The 16889-nt window shown below is 66.7% G+C and carries 17 protein-coding genes; 5 read left to right on the top strand and 12 right to left on the bottom strand.

The window, feature by feature from the left end:
• Positions 1-8: 8 nt before the first annotated feature.
• Complete coding sequence (locus tag ACSQ3D_RS05590; protein WP_436126210.1) at positions 9-1850, top strand: putative bifunctional diguanylate cyclase/phosphodiesterase; 1842 nt, start codon at positions 9-11, stop codon at positions 1848-1850.
• Between the two features lie 58 nt (positions 1851-1908).
• Here ACSQ3D_RS05590 and ACSQ3D_RS05585 read toward each other — a convergent pair whose 3' ends face one another.
• Entirely contained in the window at positions 1909-2352 is a 444-nt protein-coding gene (locus ACSQ3D_RS05585; RefSeq protein ID WP_436126209.1) for a cupin domain-containing protein, read from the bottom strand.
• 127 nt (positions 2353-2479) lie between these two features.
• Positions 2480-3310: an AraC family transcriptional regulator gene (locus ACSQ3D_RS05580; RefSeq protein ID WP_396506895.1), complete on the bottom strand. Its 831-nt coding sequence runs from the start codon at positions 3308-3310 to the stop codon at positions 2480-2482.
• Positions 3311-3660: 350 nt separating this feature from the next.
• On the opposite strand from ACSQ3D_RS05580, the gene ACSQ3D_RS05575 reads away from it, so the two are divergent.
• Complete coding sequence (locus tag ACSQ3D_RS05575; protein WP_436126717.1) at positions 3661-4164, top strand: GreA/GreB family elongation factor; 504 nt, start codon at positions 3661-3663, stop codon at positions 4162-4164.
• Positions 4165-4616: 452 nt separating this feature from the next.
• On the opposite strand, the gene ACSQ3D_RS05570 is transcribed toward ACSQ3D_RS05575, so the two are convergent.
• Genes ACSQ3D_RS05570 through ACSQ3D_RS05550 form a run of 5 tightly spaced genes read right to left on the bottom strand, consistent with a single transcriptional unit; the run spans position 4617 to position 10338 of the window.
• Positions 4617-5717 carry an alpha/beta hydrolase gene (locus tag ACSQ3D_RS05570; RefSeq protein WP_436126208.1) on the bottom strand — a complete coding sequence of 367 codons (1101 nt, stop codon included), beginning with the start codon at positions 5715-5717 and terminating at the stop codon, positions 4617-4619.
• A 7-nt stretch (positions 5718-5724) separates the two neighbouring features.
• Positions 5725-6861 (bottom strand): alpha/beta hydrolase, encoded by a 1137-nt coding sequence (locus ACSQ3D_RS05565; RefSeq protein WP_436126207.1) that lies wholly within the window; start codon positions 6859-6861, stop codon positions 5725-5727.
• 2 nt (positions 6862-6863) lie between these two features.
• The gene (locus ACSQ3D_RS05560) at positions 6864-8048 is read right to left on the bottom strand and encodes a (R)-mandelonitrile lyase (RefSeq protein ID WP_436126206.1); all 1185 of its coding nucleotides are present in this window, start codon (positions 8046-8048) and stop codon (positions 6864-6866) included.
• Complete coding sequence (locus ACSQ3D_RS05555) at positions 8045-9478, bottom strand: MFS transporter (RefSeq protein WP_436126205.1); 1434 nt, start codon at positions 9476-9478, stop codon at positions 8045-8047. The genes ACSQ3D_RS05560 and ACSQ3D_RS05555 overlap by 4 nt, the downstream gene beginning before the upstream one ends.
• Positions 9479-9486: 8 nt before the next feature.
• Positions 9487-10338, bottom strand: a complete 852-nt coding sequence (locus ACSQ3D_RS05550) for an aldo/keto reductase (protein WP_436126204.1) — start codon at positions 10336-10338, stop codon at positions 9487-9489.
• Between the two features lie 121 nt (positions 10339-10459).
• Between ACSQ3D_RS05550 and ACSQ3D_RS05545 the strand changes: the two genes are divergently transcribed.
• On the top strand, positions 10460-11464 hold the full coding sequence (locus ACSQ3D_RS05545; RefSeq protein ID WP_436126203.1) for a LysR family transcriptional regulator: 1005 nt from the start codon (positions 10460-10462) through the stop codon (positions 11462-11464).
• Positions 11465-11580: 116 nt separating this feature from the next.
• Here ACSQ3D_RS05545 and ACSQ3D_RS05540 read toward each other — a convergent pair whose 3' ends face one another.
• The 3 genes from ACSQ3D_RS05540 to ACSQ3D_RS05530 are packed head-to-tail and all read right to left on the bottom strand — an operon-like array spanning position 11581 to position 14191.
• Complete coding sequence (locus ACSQ3D_RS05540; protein ID WP_436126202.1) at positions 11581-12279, bottom strand: SDR family NAD(P)-dependent oxidoreductase; 699 nt, start codon at positions 12277-12279, stop codon at positions 11581-11583.
• Positions 12276-12590 carry a hypothetical protein gene (locus ACSQ3D_RS05535; RefSeq protein ID WP_436126201.1) on the bottom strand — a complete coding sequence of 105 codons (315 nt, stop codon included), beginning with the start codon at positions 12588-12590 and terminating at the stop codon, positions 12276-12278. Before ACSQ3D_RS05535 ends, ACSQ3D_RS05540 begins: the two co-directional genes overlap by 4 nt.
• Positions 12591-12640: 50 nt before the next feature.
• Positions 12641-14191 carry a cryptochrome/photolyase family protein gene (locus ACSQ3D_RS05530; protein WP_436126200.1) on the bottom strand — a complete coding sequence of 517 codons (1551 nt, stop codon included), beginning with the start codon at positions 14189-14191 and terminating at the stop codon, positions 12641-12643.
• Positions 14192-14462: 271 nt separating this feature from the next.
• Here ACSQ3D_RS05530 and ACSQ3D_RS05525 point away from each other — a divergent pair, with 271 nt between their 5' ends.
• Entirely contained in the window at positions 14463-15620 is a 1158-nt protein-coding gene (locus ACSQ3D_RS05525; protein ID WP_436126199.1) for an ABC transporter substrate-binding protein, read from the top strand.
• A 105-nt stretch (positions 15621-15725) separates the two neighbouring features.
• Here ACSQ3D_RS05525 and ACSQ3D_RS05520 read toward each other — a convergent pair whose 3' ends face one another.
• Complete coding sequence (locus ACSQ3D_RS05520; protein ID WP_436126198.1) at positions 15726-15902, bottom strand: DUF2256 domain-containing protein; 177 nt, start codon at positions 15900-15902, stop codon at positions 15726-15728.
• A gap of 202 nt (positions 15903-16104) precedes the next feature.
• On the opposite strand from ACSQ3D_RS05520, the gene ACSQ3D_RS05515 reads away from it, so the two are divergent.
• Positions 16105-16356, top strand: a complete 252-nt coding sequence (locus ACSQ3D_RS05515) for a glutaredoxin family protein (RefSeq protein ID WP_056169887.1) — start codon at positions 16105-16107, stop codon at positions 16354-16356.
• Between the two features lie 54 nt (positions 16357-16410).
• On the opposite strand, the gene ACSQ3D_RS05510 is transcribed toward ACSQ3D_RS05515, so the two are convergent.
• Positions 16411-16881 carry a DM13 domain-containing protein gene (locus tag ACSQ3D_RS05510; protein ID WP_056418751.1) on the bottom strand — a complete coding sequence of 157 codons (471 nt, stop codon included), beginning with the start codon at positions 16879-16881 and terminating at the stop codon, positions 16411-16413.
• Between the last annotated feature and the right edge of the window lie 8 nt (positions 16882-16889).

Below are 16889 nucleotides of genomic sequence, written 5' to 3'. Positions count from 1 at the left end.
GATACGCCATGAGACCCACACCCCTCGACGCCCCAGCGCGGGACACCGCGCGTGAGCAGGAGCGCATCTACGTCCTCGAGTGCACGCAGCTTCTGGACACGGAAGACAGCGAGACATTCGATCGCATCACCCGGCTGGCAACGCATGTGTTCGACGCGCCCATCGCCCTGGTGTCCCTGGTGCATCAAGACCGCCAGTGGTTCAAGTCACGCTGCGGGTTCGATCTGAGAGAGACGGACCGAGACTCCGCGTTCTGCGACCGCACCATCGAGCTGGGCAGCGTGCTGGTGGTGGAAGACACGACCCAGGACGCGCGCTTTCACGACAACCCGCTCGTCGTGGGCCGCCACGCCATCCGCTTTTACGCCGGGGCGCCCCTGGTGCTGAACTCCGGCCACGCCCTGGGCAGCCTGTGCATTCTCGACCGGCGGCCCCGCACCTTCGACCGTGCGCAGCGCCAGCGGTTGGCAGAGATGGCCGCCATGGTCGTCACGCAGATCGAGCTGCACCAGCGCGCGGGCCGCGTCAACGAAGTGACCCGGCTGCCCAACCGCGCACAGCTGGTGGACGACCTGGAGCACCTGTGCCGGGACTACCCCGGGCAGCAGCGCGTGCTGATGCTGGTGGACGTGATTGGGCAGGCAGCACTGCACGCCGCCGTGCGGGCCATGGGCATCGAGCCCCTGGAGCATGCCCTGCGCAACATCGCGGCACGCCTGGCCGCTGCGCTGCCGCCCGGCACCATGCTCCACCACGTCAGCGAAACCCGGTTCTCGATCCTGCTCGGCGCCGGACCGCGCGAGTCCAGCGAGCGCGCCGCCATCGACCTGCTCAACCACATGCGGGAGCGGTTTGACAGCGGGGGCGTGTCCATCGAGCTGCGCGTGCAGGCGGGCCTGGTCGAGTTCGACCTCAACGCCGCCAGCGCAGCCGACGCCCTGCGCAAAGCCAGCTCGGCCATGCACGAGGCCGCGTCCAGCGAGCAAAGCCACATGTGGCACGACCCGTGTTTCGACACCGCACACCGGCGTGCCTTCAATCTGGCCCGGGGCGTCTCGGCCGGGTTGGTGCGCGGCGAATTCCGGCTGGTCTACCAGCCCAAGCTCAACCTCTCCCTGGGCGCCTTCTCTGGCGTGGAAGCCTTGGCGCGCTGGACCCACCCCCGATACGGTGTCGTGCCCCCGGGCGACTTCGTGCCGCTGGTCGAAGAAACCGCCCTGATCCACGAATTCACCGAATGGGTCTTGAACACCGCCCTGGCGCAGCTGGCCCTGTGGGAGCGCAGCGGCATCTCGCTGACGATGGCAGTGAACGTCTCGTCGAAGAACCTGGAGCGGCCCGGTTTCGTGGACTTCGTCCGCGAGGCCTGCGCACGCCACGGAGTCTCGCCGACGCATCTGCACATCGAATGCACCGAGAACGCGATCATGACCAGCCAGGCGACGCTGGATGCCCTGGGGCACCTGAAGGCCCTGGGAATCCAGATTTCGCTGGACGACTTCGGCACGGGCTACTCCAACCTGGCGTGCCTGTTCGATTTGCCCGTGGGCATGTTGAAGCTGGACCAGTCGCTGGTCATGCCGATCGAGACCAGCCCGAGGGCGCTGAAGCTGGTGCGATCGCTCATAGACCTGGGCCACTCGATGGGCTACCGCATGCTGGCGGAGGGCGTCGAGACACAAGGCGTCCTCGACCTGCTGGTGGCGGCCGGGTGCGACGCCATCCAGGGCTACTTCCTGTCCAAGCCATTGGAGGCAGACAGCATTCCCACGTTTCTCGGCACCCACCGCGTGGGCGACCTGCTCCAAGCCGCCGGCAGCTCACCCCGATCTCCGCTCCCCAACACCTGATCGCCCAGGGCCGGCGTAGCCCGGCCGCCTGCGCAAGGGCTTCGGCAAGGCGCCCGGTTCAGACCCACTGATCGTTGGCCACGGTGCGTGCCCCCGGCGCGCCGTCGCCCGTGTTCACCACGCCCCGCGGCTCGATCAGCAGCATCTTCACTTCGGCATCTGCGCAGGGCTGGTGCTCCACGCCCCTGGGCACCACCGCCATCTGCCCCGCGCGCAGTACGATAACCCCTTCGCCGCCCGAACACTCGCCATCGCCAGCGCCACCGCGGGTGGCGATCTTCAGCTCGCCTTCCAGCACGACGAATGTCTCGTCGGTGTCGGCATGCACATGCCACGGAAACTCGCCCTGCACCTTCACCACCTTGAACTGGTAGTCGTTCATCTCTGCGACGACGCGCGGCTGCCAGTGGCCATCGATGCCGTCGATCTTCCGGACCAGGTCAATGGCCTGGCTTTGACCACGCCCGGCCGGAGCCGCCGTGGGGTTGAGGGGCATGGACATGGGTCGCTCCTTCCTTGGAAAAAGAAGCCGAATCTACGCAGCGTTGTTCACCCTGTATTGAACGTTCGTGGCTCGCCCCTTCATCCATCCATCCATCCATCCGTCCGTTCATTCATCCATCCATCCATCACTGCGCAACCCGCCCGCCGGAGGCCATGCGCAGCCACCGACCCGGGGTCAGCCCGAAGGTCTTGGTGAAGTGGCGGGTCATGTGGCTCTGGTCGGCAAACCCGGCGGTCGCGGCAGCGTCGGCCAGCGACGCACCGCCCATCAACATGCGGCGCACCACATCGAGCCGCCGCATGGTCTGAAAGCGATACGGGCTCGTGCCGAAGAAGATGCGAAAGTCGCTCGACAGACTCCACCGGTCACGGCCCGTGGCTGCCTCCAGCTCGTCCAGCGCAATGACCCGGGCCTGGTGGGCATGCAGATAGTCGTAGGCACGCTGCGCGGCCAGAAAGTCGCCCTGGGGCAGCCGCGCAGGGGCGCCCGCCACGGCTTGCAGCGCATGCGCCAGCTCGGCCACGGCATGGCTGTGTTCCAGCGGCTCCGGCACCGTGTCGATGTGCCGCAGCAGGTGGTGGGTGGCCAGCGCCAGGCGCGGGTCGGTGGTCACGCCCCCTTCGATGAACGGCAACGCGCGCCCCTGGAGCACCGCCTGGATGAGCGCGGGCTCCACATAGACCATGCGGTACTGAAAGCCCTCGTCGGTACCGGCCTGACCATCGTGGACTTCATCGGGGTGCAACACCATCGTGTGGCCCGGCAGGCTGTCGCGCCGGCTGTGGCGGTAGTTGAAGCTTTGGACACCTGCCAGCGTGCTGCCGATCGCGTAGGTGTCGTGGCGGTGCATGGCATAGGCCTTGCCATGAAAGCGCGCCTCGATGCGCTTCATGCCATCGATGGGTTCTGCGTGCCTGACCCACTCGAGGGGTGCGGGTGCTGGGGGCCGGCTCATCACGGCATTGTAGGCAGGGCATGGGGGCAGCGATGTCGATAAGCCAACGCATACCGAGCAAGGTGAACGGCGACACCCGCGCACAGTCGTGCATGCACGCATGCAGAGTCGCCCACCCAGCTTGCACCGGTAGATCGGTACCGCCACGCCACAGGCCGGTTCACCCCTGGCATTCGACACGAGGCGGCTGCGAGCGCTGCACGACGAACCCCACCCTGCACCCGCTGTGCGTTCTGCTCTGCTCGGCTGGGGCCGCATGTGGCCGCGTGTGAAGCCCCGAAGGCTGGTGGCGCCCTTCATAATCCAGCGCCGCCCCCGCCCGTTAGAGATGCCGACGTTTGATGATCATCATGGATAAATTCTTGCTGCAGCAGCAGGTACTGGAACGCCTCGCCGAAGACCTGCTGCAAGCCGAGGAGGCCGTGCGGGCGGCCCATGAAACCGCGACCCACGAAGAGAACATCGCCGAAAACAAGTACGACACATTGGGCCTGGAAGCCGCCTACCTGGCCACCGGCCAGGCCCGCCGCGCCGATGCCATCCGCCAGGCGATGGCCCATTGGCGCCAGTTCCACCCGCACCCCTATGACGCCAGCAAAGGCATACAGCTGGGTGCGCTGGTCTGCCTGGTCGATGCTGATGACCAGCAGCAGCAGCAGCAGCAGCAACAGTTGCTGCTCTTTCTGGGCCCGCAGGGAGGCAGCATGAAGCTGGCCTGCGGCGGTCACACCGTGCAGGTGATCAGCAGCGATGCCCCGTTGGGCAGGGCTGTATTGGGTAAGTGCGAGGGGGATGCAGTGTGGATACAGGTTGCACTGGTCCGGCAGGAGTTTGAGGTGCTGCGGGTTGATTGAGCGGACGGTAAGCGCACGCCGGATTGATCAGCAATGCCGGTCTTGGTTGAGATGGGGCGTGAATTGAGCCACCTTCAAAAAAACAGTCCCGTGGACCGATGGAGGTGTGCTGGCTGAACATCGACCGCGACGATATCTGCAGTGCAGCGATTGCAGACCTTGGCGGTCAGTACCTGTGTACAGCATTGTTCGCTGAAAGCCGTCCTTGCAAGACGCCGGTGCGTTGAGCTTCCGATCCGTCCGGCTCAACAGTGAGCGGTGCAACCGCCACAGATCGATGGCATGCATACCTGGGCGTGCCTGGTTCAAAGAGTCGTGTGTCTATCAATGACGACTAAAGCTGATACGCGCCGACAGGGACTGATTCCTGCGCCGACGCGGCACTGGGCAAACACCACACAGCCCGCTTGAACTCTTTGGTTGACGACCGCTTGAAACTGGTCGAACCGGCGTCACAGGTTCTTGGCATAGAAAGGGGCCAGCTTGGCCAAGACAGCATCCACGTACTTGGGGACCCAGTAGGTCTCGATGTGCGTGGCGCCCTCAACGAGAAACAGTTCCTTGTTTTTCGCGCCCGTTGCCTTCGCAAACGCGGCCTCGGTCATGTAGAGGCTGTCGGCCCTGCTGCCGGCAATCATCAGCAAGGGCTGCTCGATCATGTCGATCTGGTCCGTCGCGTCCCAGCGCATCAGGTCCAGCAGGCTGCTGGTGGTGTACTTGAAGGTCGAACCCGGATGGGCGTGGGTACGCCAGTAGTATTCGTAGCCTTGCCGGTACATCTCGAAGGGCAAGGCAGCGATCTGCGCATCCGTCATATCGGCGTCGCCGGAGTAGAGAAGCTTCCCGCCAGCCATCTGCTGGGCGCGTGCGTCCGAAGCCTGCTTCAGACGCTGCTGAATCGTGGCGAGCTGCGAGTCGGCGAAGCCGTTGCGACGGACCCGACCCGAGTTGAACATGCTGAGCGTGGCCAGCGACTTGAAGCGTTTGTCGGTCTTAGCTGCGGCCAGCGAATAGCCGCCACCGCCGCAGATGCCCAGCAACCCAAGGCGCGCCGCGTCGACGCCGGGGTAGCGGGTGATGAAGTCGGCGGCGCCATGGATATCCTCGGTGCGGTTTCCCGGCGTATCCACCGAGCGTGGCAGCCCGCCGCTGCCGCCCTGGTAGGCGGCATCCATGGCCATCGCGACGTAGCCCAGCTCGGCCAGCCGCTGCGCATACAGGCCGGCGGTCTGCTCTTTGACCCCGCCATTGGGGTGTGCGACCACCACGGCGGGGTACTTCTTGGCCGGATCGAAGTTTGCGGGGGCATAGACGTTGGCGACGATGTCCAGGCCATTGAGCTTGTACGTCACCGGATGGATATGGACCTTGCCCGGCTCGTTGGCGGTAATGGCATCGCCGTACACCAGGGTGAAGGGGTTCTTCTTGTAGTCGGCCGCGGCTGCCGAGGTCGAGAGGGCCATTGCTGTAACGCCCAGGCTTGCTGCGGAAATTGCGAGTGCCGAAGTCCCGAGGAAATCGCGGCGCTTTGCGTTGAAGGCTTCGTGGGTCATAGAGGTTTCAATCGTGTGAGTGAACGGGCTGGGCGCGGGCTCCATCGAGCTTCTTCTGCGCCAGGAAGGCAGACACCAGGTCGGCGATCTGCACGTTGTTCAGGTCGGACATGAGGAAATGGGTGTTCCCGCGGATGCCCGTCTCCGGCAGGTGCACCACGCGCGCATCGCCGCCATGCTTGTTGACGGCGTCCGCCCAGAGGCGAGCCATGGCGAGTCGCACCCGCCAGTTGTCCTGGCCGCGTTCCGTCGTGGGCTCGGTCGGGAAGTTGTCGCCGTAGTAGATGACGATGGGAACCCGGGTCAGCTTCTGGAAGTCCTCGGCCGACACCGCCTCCGGTGCCAGGGTTCCCGCCGCGCTGGGCATGGCTGGCGGCAGTTCACCCGGTGGAAAGATGAATCCACTTCCAGGCTCGAACGCAACGATGGCCTTCACGTTGGGGCTCTTGATGGCTGTCAGCCAGCCTGGCCCGCCGCCCTGCGAGTGAGTGAATAGAACGGCCGGGCCGGTCTTGACCAGCAGCGCCGACATGGCATCCGCAATCACAGTGGCGTCGTAAGGCCCGGTGTTGGGCGTGACCGAGCGGAAGAATTGCTCCAGCGTCTGCGGCTTGCGGTCGAACTGGACGTTGTCGAAGTAGCTGGGCCACTTGCCGATGCGGAACTGGTCGAAGAACAGCTGGTCGTTGGGGGCGGGCGCGAGCGAGGCGGCCACCGTGCTGTTGCCCGCGCGTCCACGGCGCGGCTGATCGACCAGATAGACCGGCCAACCTCGGCGCACGAACAGGGTCTGAAAGCCCTCACGGCCATCCGGCGTGGACTCCCAGCTGCGTGCCGACTGGAACGCGCCGTGGAGCATCACGATGGGCAGGGACCTGGGGTGCAGCGGGACCTGGTAGAAGGCGTAGAGGTGGTCGCCGTGAAAGCTCTGTCCAGCCGCAGTGGGCTGATTGTTGTCATACGTGCCGGGTGTCTTCAGCACCGTGCCGCCGACGGCGAAGCTGCCTTGCGACTGAAGAATGACCAAGTCGCCATGGCCGGCGCCTCCAGGCGCCGCACAGCCGGCGAGCAGGCTGGCAATCACCAAGATCGAGGCGAAGGTCGAGGCCAAAGTCGAGCTGAAGCGGGGGCGTGTGATGTTCATGCTCATCCTTTCGATGCCAGAGCCAATGCTTGTGTGAGGGCTTCGCGCGCGCGCAACGCAGCTTGGTCGCCGACCTCTTCTGCCAGCGCTTGCGTGAGCTGCTGCAGCTGGGCGGGCGCCAGGCCCACGCGCAAGCTGGCGCGCATGTGCGAGCGCAATTGCGCCTCTGCGCCCGGCGTGGCGGCCAATGCACCGACGGTGGCCAACTCGCGGCTGGGCCAGTCGAGGTTGTCGCGCTCGAAGATGTCGCCGAACAGATGGGCCTGAAGGAACTGGTTGATGACGGGCGCAAAGTCGAACACCGGGCCTTGAACCGGCCCGCCGGAGATTTCCGTCTGATTGGCCCGGCCGGCTCGCAGCAACTCGTCACCGGTGGACACGGCGCGGCTGGGTTCTCGTCCCGGTGCGTCCTGGATGCCGCGCTGGCGGCGTGCTTCGACCACCTTCAGCAGTTCACCCAGCGCATTGAGGCTGCGCGGGAAGCCGGCATAGGCATAGAGTTGCACGAGCACCTCCTTGGCCTCGCCGACGCTGAGACCTGCATCCAGGCCTTGGTTCAGCGCGGCGCCGAGCCTGGGCATGTCGCTGCTCGCCGCGAACGCCGCGATCAGCGGGATGGCGCGCTGCCTGGGCGACAAAGTCTCGGCGGGCGCCTGCGACTTGACGTGGCTGCGCTCAAGGCCCAGCCCGGTACTAACCCAGGCAGCCCGGTAGTCCGCGTCAGCGACCTTTTCCTGCCAGCGAACCGAGATGCCGTTGTCCTTCTCGGCGATGGCCACATGCGTCATCACGGTCTCGGGCGCGGCACCATGCCAGTGGCGAACGTTGGCAGGAATGGTGACCACGTCGCCGGGGCGGATGACCTGTACCGGCTGACCTTGCTGCTGCACCAAGCCCAGGCCTGCCGTGACGATGAGGGTCTGTCCTAGCGGGTGGGTATGCCATGCCGTGCGCGCGCTGGGCTCAAAGCTCACGGTCGCGCCGCCGGCCCTGCCGGGGGGCAGCGCCTGGAAGGGAGAACTGATGCGGGCGACCCCACTGAAGTTCTCGGCGGCACCGGTGGCAACCGGCGCGGACGACGCGGCCCGCACCTCCACCACGGGTGCAGCGGTAGCGGTGCCGTCGGCAGGCTGCGCACCAGCAGAGGCGGCTGCGGCGCCCATGGCCAAGCAAAGCAATGTTTTCACGAAAGTACCTCCTGAGCTTGTTGTCGCGCGTGGCGACCGGGCAAGAAGATGAAGGCCCAGGACACGAGCAGGGCCAGGCCGAGCAACAGAGCGCCCACATCCATCACGGCAGAAATCCGCTGTGCCAGCGCGGCGCTGTCCTGTGCGCCGACGACCGGCGCCGAATGGGCAAAGACGAGCACCAGCAGCCCCAGCCCCAAGGCCCCGCCCAGTTGGTGCGCGACGTTGACCATGCCGGAGGCGGCACCGGCATCTTCACGGGCCACCCCGGCGACACCGGCAGCGGTCAATGGGGCCAGCAGCAGGCCCTGGCCCAGGCCGATGAGCAGCATGGGCGGCGCCACGTCGGCCCAGTAGCTGGCATCGGCACCGGCCAGGCCGAGCCACAGGAGGCCGATGACACCCAGCAGCAGGCCCACGAGCAGCAGGCGCTCGTTGCCAAAGCGGCGTGCCAGCTTGGGCACGGCCAGGGCCGACACGAAGTTGGGCAGGGTCACCGGCAGGAACGCGATGCCCGCCTGCAGCGGACGCAGGTGCAGCACGCCCTGCAGGAACTGCGTGGAGAAGAACCAGAAGCCCACGGCGCCGCCCAGGAAGAGCATGCGCGCGAGATAGGCTCCCGCGCGCTCCCGGCTGGCCAGCAGGCGCATCGGCAGGATGGGCTGGCTGACGCGGCACTCGATCCCGATGAAGGCAACCAGCATCAGCACGCCAGCGACCAGAGCCACTTGCGCTTGCGCATCCGACCAGCCCGCGTCGGCCGCTCGAACCAGCCCATAGACCAGCGCCGTCATCCCCAGGGTGGAGCTCAGCGCACCACCCAGGTCGAAACGGCCCCGATGACGCGGCGTCTCCGCGATATGCCGGCGGGCCGCGACGATCAGCAGCAGCCCGATGGGCAGGTTGATGAAGAAGCCGGCGCGCCAGGACAGCAGGTCGGCGAACAAGCCGCCCAGCACCAGCCCCAGCGTGGCACCAACGCCAGCCGCTGCGGCGTACAGGGACAGAGCGCGGGTACGCGCCGGGCCTTCGGCGAAATGCGTGGACAGCAGGGCCAAGGTGGAGGGCGCCAGGACCGCTGCGCCGACGCCTTGGACGGCGCGGGCCGCGAGCAGCCAAGCGGCCGATCCGGCCAGGCCGATCGCCACCGAGGCCAGCGTGAACAAGGCCAGTCCCAGGATGAACATGCGCCGGCGACCGAGGATGTCGCCGGCACGGGCCCCCAGCAGCAGCAGGCCGCCGAAGGCCAGGGTGTAGGCATTGGTCACCCAGGACAGCTGGGCCGCGCTGAAACCCAGACTGGCTTGGATGCGAGGCAGGCCGGTGATGACGATGGAGATGTCCACCACGATCATCAGGTAGCTGGCCACGATGATGGCCAGCACGGTGCCCGCCTTGCCGGAGTGTGCTGGAGGTGCCGACGTGTTCACGCAGCGCCTCAGAGGTCCAGCCTGCGTTCTGACATCCACTTGACCATGGCCGGATCGCGGTGCGAGAAAAAGCTGCTGGTGTTGGTGTCGAGCGCCGCGATGCGGGCCATGTCCTCATCGTCCAACGAGAAGTCGAAGATGGCGATGTTCTCGGCCATGCGCTCCTTGCGAACCGACTTTGCCAGTGCGACGATGCCGCGCTGCACCAGCCAGCGCAGCACGACCTGGCCGGCCGACTTGCCGTAGCGCGCGCCAATGGCCAGCAAAACCTCGTTCTGGAACAGGCCGTTGCGCCCTTCGGCGAAGGGCGCCCAGGCTTCGGCCTGCACACCGATCTCCTTCATGAAAGGCACACTCTCAAGCTGCTGCTGGAAAGGGTTCACCTCGACCTGGTTGACCGCTGGCGCAATCTCGTTGAAGGCCTCAATGTCCATCAGCCGGTCCGGATGGAAGTTGCTGACGCCGATGGCGCGCAGCTTGCCGGCGCGGTAGGCCTCTTCCATCGCACGCCAGGCGCCGTGGACATCGCCGAAGGGCTGGTGGATCAGGTAGAGGTCCAGGTAGTCGGTCTGGAGTCGGCGCAGCGACTTGTCGATGGCCTGCCGGGTGCGATCGTAGCCGGCGTCCTGCACCCAGAGCTTGGATGTGACGAAGAGCTGGTCGCGGGCGACGCCGCTGGCCTTGAGACCCATGCCGACGGCCTCTTCGTTCATGTAGGAAGCGGCGGTGTCGATCAGCCGGTAGCCCGTCTCGATGGCATCGACCACGCTGCGCGCGCACTCCTGAGCATCGGATATCTGGAAGACGCCAAAGCCCAGGATGGGCATCTGGACACCGTTGTTCAGGGTGACGTGTTGCATGGCGGGTTCTTTGGGATTCAATGGAACGGACTGTAGGCACTCAACTCGCATCCGAATAGTGACAAGAAGGTTGTTTGATTGGCATCAAAATGGTGACAATTCAGGCAGGAGGCAGCATCCCATGGCCATCAACGAGCTTCGTTCCATCTCCACCTTCATCCAGGCGGCCGAGCTGGGCAGCCTGCGCAAGGCCGCACTGGCGCTGAACATCAGCCCCCAGGCGGCCAGCAAGGCGCTGGCTCAGCTGGAGGAGCACTTGAACGCGCGGCTGTTTCACCGCACGACGAGGGTGATGTCATTGACCGATGCGGGACAACGCCTGCTCGATGACGTACAGCCGGCGCTCATGGGCATGCAGCGGGCGCTGCAGAACGCCCGCATGGCACGGGATGAGTTTGCCGGGCCTCTGCGCATCGCCGGACCACGCACGACGTTCCAGCCCATACTCTGGCGCCTGGTGGAGGAGTTCTGCGAGCGCTACCCCGGCATCCAGCCCGACGTGCTGCTGGACGACCGCGTCGGCAACTGGGTCGAAGACCGTGTGGACGTCGGCTTCAGGCTCGGTCCTTCGCCCCACGAGGGCGTCATTGCGCGCAAACTGTTCCCGCTGCAGTTGCTCATCTGCGGTGCACCGGCCTACTTCGAACGGCATGGCGTTCCCGACTCATTGGGCGCACTCGCTTCTCACCGCTGCAGCGCCTTTCGCCACCCTGGCACGGGCAAGGTCGCGCCGTGGCACGTCAAGCTCGACGAGCAAGTGGTCGACCAGCCGGTGGTGCCAGCCATCTGCAGCAATGACGAAGTCTTCGAATTGCAGGCCGTGCTGGCAGGCAAAGTGCTGGGGCAGTTGGCCGGAGTGACGGCCGCACCATACATCCGGGCGGGCCAACTGGTTCCCATCCTGGTCGACCACATGCCAGAGTACGCCAGCTACTTCGTGTACTTCGGCAGCAGGACCTCGCAGCCCGCGCGCGCGCGGGCCTTCATCGACCTGGCCGTGCAACGTCTGACCGAGAACTCCGAGTACGTGTTGAGCAGCAAGGAATTGCTTGGTGGTCGACGCGAGCCCCGAGGCTCGGCGTCAAGGGCCAAATTGTCTGCAAAGAGCAAACGCGGCGAGTCCTAGTCGAACAGAGGGCAGGCGGCGCGCAATGTCCCGCCGTCTGGTCGCCGTCTTCGAGGCTGCGAGGCTGCAAGGCGGCCGTTGGCGACATCGCCTATCAGCCTGAAACCGCCCTCCCCTCACCAAGGCAACTGCTCACCGCCATAGCCATAAAAACCGCCCGTCTCCCCCGCCTCCAACCCATCCAACACCCGCAACATATCGCCCGCCGCATCGCTGGCCCGGCGGCCGATTTCCGCACCATTGAACGGTGCCGACAGCGCCGAATCGACGGTGCCCGGGTGCAGCGCCACCAGCACGGCCTGCGGGTGGGTGCGGGCCACTTCGATGGACGCCGTCTTGAGCAGCATGTTGAGCGCGGCCTTCGATGCGCGGTAGCTGTACCAGCCGCCCAGGCGGTTGTCGCCAATGCTGCCCACCTTGGCTGACAGCACGGCCAGCAGGCCGCGCTCTTGCTTGGGCAGCAGCGGCGCAAAGTGGGCCAGCACCAGCGCAGGGCCGAAGGTGTTGGTGCGGAAGGTGGCCTCCATCTGCGCGTAGTTCATCCGGCCCAGGCGCTTTTCAGGCAGGCCGTGGGGGCCATGCAGCATGCCTGCGGCGTGGATGATGCAGTGCCACGGGCCCTGGGCCTTGAGGTGCTGGGCGGCATGAGCAATGGTGGACTCGTCGTCCAGGTCGATCGCCGGGCTGGTGTGGCGACCCAGGCCCACGGCCAGGGCGCAGCGCGGGTCGGCCTGCAGGTGCGCCAGAAAGGCGCTGCCGATGGCGCCGGTGGCTCCGATGACGATGGCGCGGTAGCCGTGGGGGAGTGAGTTCATGGGGATGACCAGTCGCCTGGCTGTGTGTCTTGCGCATAGAGCAGGACGCCATTGCAGAGCACTTTGGCCTGATGGTGCGGAAACACATGGTGGCCGCAGTGCTCGGTGAAAACGGCGACGGTGCGGCGGGCTTCGCTCACCAGTGCGAACGCGTAATTGAATTCCACGGCGGATCCATCCATGAGTTCGATGCGAAGGGTTTGGGAGGGGAAAAAGATCAAATGGCCGGGCTTGGCCATGAACGTTTCCACGGTGCAGCCATAGCGGACTGCAAGCTCTTCAGCCCACTCCTGAATGATCTGGGCAGACATACGCGGCACAGGGTACTGATGGAGTTGCATGGCTGGTACATGGGGCGAAATCAAAGCGCACCCAGTCTAGTGCGCAAGCCAGCCGCATGCTCGCGCAGCGCATCGAGTTGCGGGCCCTGCATCTTTTGCAGCTGGCGGTACACCATGCCCAGACGCAGGTTGCTACCCAGCACTGCTTCGTTGCGCGCAAAGAAGTCCCAGTACAGCGCGTTGTACGGGCACGCACGCTCCCCCACCTTCAGCTTCTTGTCGTAGTGGCAACCGGTGCAGTAGTCGCTCATGCGGTCGATGTACGCGGCGCTGCTCACATACGGCTTGGTGGCCAGCAGGCCGCCGTCGGAGAACTGGCTCATGCCCACGGTGTTGGGCACCTCCACCCATTCGAACGCGTCGATGTACACGCCCAGGTACCAGCGGTGCACGGCGGCGGGGCTCAGGCCTGCCATCAGCGCGAAGTTGCCGATGACCATGAGGCGCTGGATGTGGTGGGCGTACGCGTGCTCCAGCGACTGGCCCACGGCGTGCTGCATGCAGCGCATGCGGGTGTGGCCGGTCCAGAACCAGTCGGGCAGCGGCGCGGTGTGGCCCAGGGCGTTGCGCTCGTCGTACCCGGGCATGTGGGCCCAGTAGATGCCGCGCACGTATTCGCGCCAGCCGAGGATCTGGCGGATGAAGCCCTCCACCGCGGGCAGCGGTGCGGTGCCTGCGCGGTAGGCGGCCTCCGCACGCTGCACCACCTCGCGCGGGTTCAGCATCTTGGTGTTGAGGGCAAACGACAGCAGCGAGTGGAACAAGCGCGCGCTGCGCGTGCTCATGGCGTCTTCGTAGTCGCCAAAGTGCGGCAGCGTAGCGGTGATGAAGTGGTCCAGCCACGCCAGCGCCTCGGCACGATTGACGGGCCAACGCAGCTGCGCGGCCTGGGGGTTGCCAAAGCTTTGCACGCCTGCGGCCACGATGGTGGCCCACAGCGCGCTGTGGTCGTGCGTGGGGCGTGCATCGGGCGGGGTGGCGGGCGTGCCGGGCCAGGGCTTGCGGTTGTCGTGGTCGTAGTTCCAGTGGCCGCCTTCGGGCTCGCCCACCTCGTCCATCAGCACGCGGTGGCGCTGGCGCATGCGGCGGTAGAAGTGCTCCATGAGCCACTGCGGGCGGCCCCGGAACGTGTCGGCCACCTCGGTGCGCGATGTGTAGAAGTGCTCGCTGCCCACGGCCTCGACGGCAAAGGTTTGCTCCGCGCCCCAGGTGCGCAACTGCTCGTCCAGCCGCCATTCGTCGGGGTGCTGGTACTGCAGGCGCTGCGCGCCGTAGTGCGCCATGAGCGCGGCCAGGTTGCCGGGCAGGGACTGGCGGTTGCTGGCGTCGTCGATGGCGACGTAGCGCACGCGGTGGCCGGCCGCGCGCAGCTGGCGCGCCAGGTCGCGCAGGGCGGCGAAGATGGCCAGGATCTTCTGCGCGTGGTGCATCACGTAGTCGGTTTCTTGCCGCACTTCCATCAGCACGTAGACCACGCCGGCATCGTGCTCGGCAAACCAGCTGTGCAGGGGGTTGAGCTGGTCGCCCAGCACCAGGCGCAGGGTGTGGGCGCGGGGCGGGGGTGGGGTCATGGATGTGGTCAAAGGGGCGTGGTGTGGCGCTGCCGCTGGATTATGTTCGGGCGGCGCCGCGGGGCGCGATGGGCAGGCCCAGTTGCACACGCGCGGGCAGCCAGGACGCGGTCCGGGGCCAGTCTCCAAGGTGACGCGCGGGGCGGTGCAGCCAGTGTTTTCCCCGACCGGTGCGGGCCGGGCGGCGCTGGATACTGGCCGCGCCGCCAGCGGCGGGTGCGCCCTGTGCGGGCCCGGCTGGCAGGACACAGAACGACAGGAGACCTGGCCCATGCCCACCCTTCCAGCCCCTTGCGCTCCGCCGCCGCTCACGCGCCGCCGGCTGCTTACTGCCGCTGCGGCGGCCTCGGCCGCCACGGCCCCTGCGTGGGTGCACGCGCAGCCTGCCGAGGCCTGGCGCATCGGCCAGACGGCGGCGCTCAGCGGGCCGCTGGCGTTTCCGTTTGTGGAGATGAACAAGGGCATCAACGCCGCGTTCATCGAGGCCAACGACAAGGGCGGCGTGGACGGGCGCAAGCTGGAGCTGGTGAGCCTGGACGACGGCGGCGACCCGGCCAAGGCCACCGACAACGCCCGCAAGCTCGTCGAGCAGGAGCGCGCCTTTGCGCTGCTGGGCTGCGGCGGCACCACCAGCGTGATGGGCGCCCTGCCGGTGGCCATGGCCGCCAAGGTGCCGGTGATAGCGCCGGCCACGGGGTCGGACGCGCTGCGGCCCTTCAACCCGCTGGTGTTCCATGCGCGCGCCAGCTATGCGCAGGAGCTGAACAAGATCGTGCAGCAGCTGGGCTCCACCGGGTTCACCAAATGCGCGGTGGCGTACTTCGACAACCCGTTTGGCAAGGCCACGCTGGCGGCGTTCGACGCGGCGGCCAAGGCGCATGGCAACACGGCGTGGAAGGCGTTCCTCGTGACCGAGACACCCGAGGGCATTGCCCGTGCGGTGGACGAGATTGCGGCGTGGCAGCCCAACGCGCTGACGTCGCTGTCGGTGGGGGCGATGGGCATTCCGTTCTACAAGGCGCTGCGTGCGCGGGTGAAGGCGCCGGCGTTCTCGATTTCGTTCCTGGGCTCGCGCCCGCTGCTGGCCGCGCTGGGCGAGTCGGCCAAGGGCATCACGGTGGCGCAGGTGGTGCCCAACCCCGACAGCGTGGCGATACCGCTGGTGAAGGCCTACCAGGCCGCGCTCAAGCGCGTGGAGGGCAGCGCGCCGGGGTATTCGTCGCTCGAAGGCTATGTGAGCGGCCGCCTGATGATCGAGGCGCTGCGCCGCGCGGGCCGCGCCGCGTCGCGCGAGAAGCTGATGGAGGCGCTGCACTCCATGCGGCCGTACGACATGGGCGGCTTCGAGCTGCGGTATGGGCCGCAGGACCACAACGGGACGGATTTTGTGGAGCTGACGTACTTCAATGGGGACCGGTTCAGGCGCTGACGCCGTCAGGTGGTGAAGCGGTGAAGCGGCGAGGCGACCATGCTTCCATCTGCGAAACGATCCATCGGCCGGTGTGTGGGCTGACCGCCGCAGCGCACTGGCCGGTCAGGGGCCGGCACTGCCGCCATCGGCCGGGCGCTGGCGCTTGTGTTCGCTGCGGCAGCGGTCCGAGCAGTATTTCACCTCGTCCCACACCTTCTCCCACTTCTTGCGCCAGGTGAAGGGCAGGCCGCAGTGCAGGCAGGTCTTGTGCGGCAGGTCGTGCTTCTTGCGCATGCGCATGGGTGTGCAGAGATACCAGGGTACGGGGGCTGGGCGCGCGGATTGAACAGACAGTTGAACAGGGCGGCTGACTGCGGTGACGGCAGGTGGTGCATGGTAAGCCCGGCACCAGGCCGCAACCCCCCTGCCGCCGCCATTGTGCCGCAGCGGGCAGATGCCCCCAGCCGCGCAGGCGGGCAGCGGCGCCCGTAAACTTGCGCCCATGACGCTCAAAATCACCGTGTATTCCAAGTCCGCCTGCCCGCAGTGCGACTCCGTCAAGAAGCTGCTGCAGTCGCGCGCCCTGCCCTTTGAAGAGATCAAGATCGACGACGAGGCCGAGCGCCTGGCTTTCTACGCCAAGTGCGGACCGTCGGTGCGGCAGATGCCGCAGGTCTTCATCAACGACCAGCGGGTCGGCGGCCTGGCGGGCGTGCAGGCAGCCCTGGCGCAACTGGCCCAGCAGCAACCGTAACCACGGCTGCGGCAACCGCCAAAGCCCCGACAGCCACCAACGGGTTGCGCACCGCTAGCGGTACTGCGCTGCGGTGATGAACTGGCCGAAGGTCTCGCACCACACGACCACGGTGTTGAACCTGGCAGGGTCTGCGCCCTGCGGCACCGGGACGATGAAGTTGTCGAAGGTCTTGACGTCGCCGATGCGCAGCATCTGCGGCTTGATGCGCAGAAAGTCGGCCTCGGTCTCCACGAACTGGGGCGACAGGTACAGCTTGTAGTCGGGCCCGGGGGCCAGCCGGCCCTGCAGGCTGATGCTGTGCGGGCCGATGTGGACCGTGCCCTCGCCCCAGTGCAGCGCGTCGCTGCCTTTGAGGTCGCGGCGCAGCGTGGCCGTCCACTGCGCGGTGGACGCGCTGGGCTGCAGGTCTTGCGGCGTGGGGCTGGCCGGCGCGATGAGGATGGGCAGCACATACACCCCCGCGCCAAAGCCCACCGCCACGGCCAGCAGGTGCGAGGCGGTCAGCGCCAGCAGTTTCTTCATCGCTGTGC

Source organism: Acidovorax sp. LjRoot117, assembly GCF_964252695.1.
Lineage (GTDB): Bacteria > Pseudomonadota > Gammaproteobacteria > Burkholderiales > Burkholderiaceae_C > Acidovorax.
This window is presented reverse-complemented; position numbering and strand designations above follow the sequence as displayed.

Coding starts and splice junctions, on each gene's coding strand:
- ACSQ3D_RS05540 (WP_436126202.1), bottom strand. CDS start 12,279: ATGAACTCACTCCCCCACGGCTACCGCGCCATCGTCATCGGAGCCACC.
- ACSQ3D_RS05575 (WP_436126717.1), top strand. CDS start 3,661: ATGGATAAATTCTTGCTGCAGCAGCAGGTACTGGAACGCCTCGCCGAA.
- ACSQ3D_RS05515 (WP_056169887.1), top strand. CDS start 16,105: ATGACGCTCAAAATCACCGTGTATTCCAAGTCCGCCTGCCCGCAGTGC.
- ACSQ3D_RS05580 (WP_396506895.1), bottom strand. CDS start 3,310: ATGAGCCGGCCCCCAGCACCCGCACCCCTCGAGTGGGTCAGGCACGCA.
- ACSQ3D_RS05510 (WP_056418751.1), bottom strand. CDS start 16,881: ATGAAGAAACTGCTGGCGCTGACCGCCTCGCACCTGCTGGCCGTGGCG.
- ACSQ3D_RS05545 (WP_436126203.1), top strand. CDS start 10,460: ATGGCCATCAACGAGCTTCGTTCCATCTCCACCTTCATCCAGGCGGCC.
- ACSQ3D_RS05570 (WP_436126208.1), bottom strand. CDS start 5,717: ATGACCCACGAAGCCTTCAACGCAAAGCGCCGCGATTTCCTCGGGACT.
- ACSQ3D_RS05530 (WP_436126200.1), bottom strand. CDS start 14,191: ATGACCCCACCCCCGCCCCGCGCCCACACCCTGCGCCTGGTGCTGGGC.
- ACSQ3D_RS05535 (WP_436126201.1), bottom strand. CDS start 12,590: ATGTCTGCCCAGATCATTCAGGAGTGGGCTGAAGAGCTTGCAGTCCGC.
- ACSQ3D_RS05590 (WP_436126210.1), top strand. CDS start 9: ATGAGACCCACACCCCTCGACGCCCCAGCGCGGGACACCGCGCGTGAG.
- ACSQ3D_RS05550 (WP_436126204.1), bottom strand. CDS start 10,338: ATGCAACACGTCACCCTGAACAACGGTGTCCAGATGCCCATCCTGGGC.
- ACSQ3D_RS05565 (WP_436126207.1), bottom strand. CDS start 6,861: ATGAACATCACACGCCCCCGCTTCAGCTCGACTTTGGCCTCGACCTTC.
- ACSQ3D_RS05520 (WP_436126198.1), bottom strand. CDS start 15,902: ATGCGCATGCGCAAGAAGCACGACCTGCCGCACAAGACCTGCCTGCAC.
- ACSQ3D_RS05585 (WP_436126209.1), bottom strand. CDS start 2,352: ATGTCCATGCCCCTCAACCCCACGGCGGCTCCGGCCGGGCGTGGTCAA.
- ACSQ3D_RS05525 (WP_436126199.1), top strand. CDS start 14,463: ATGCCCACCCTTCCAGCCCCTTGCGCTCCGCCGCCGCTCACGCGCCGC.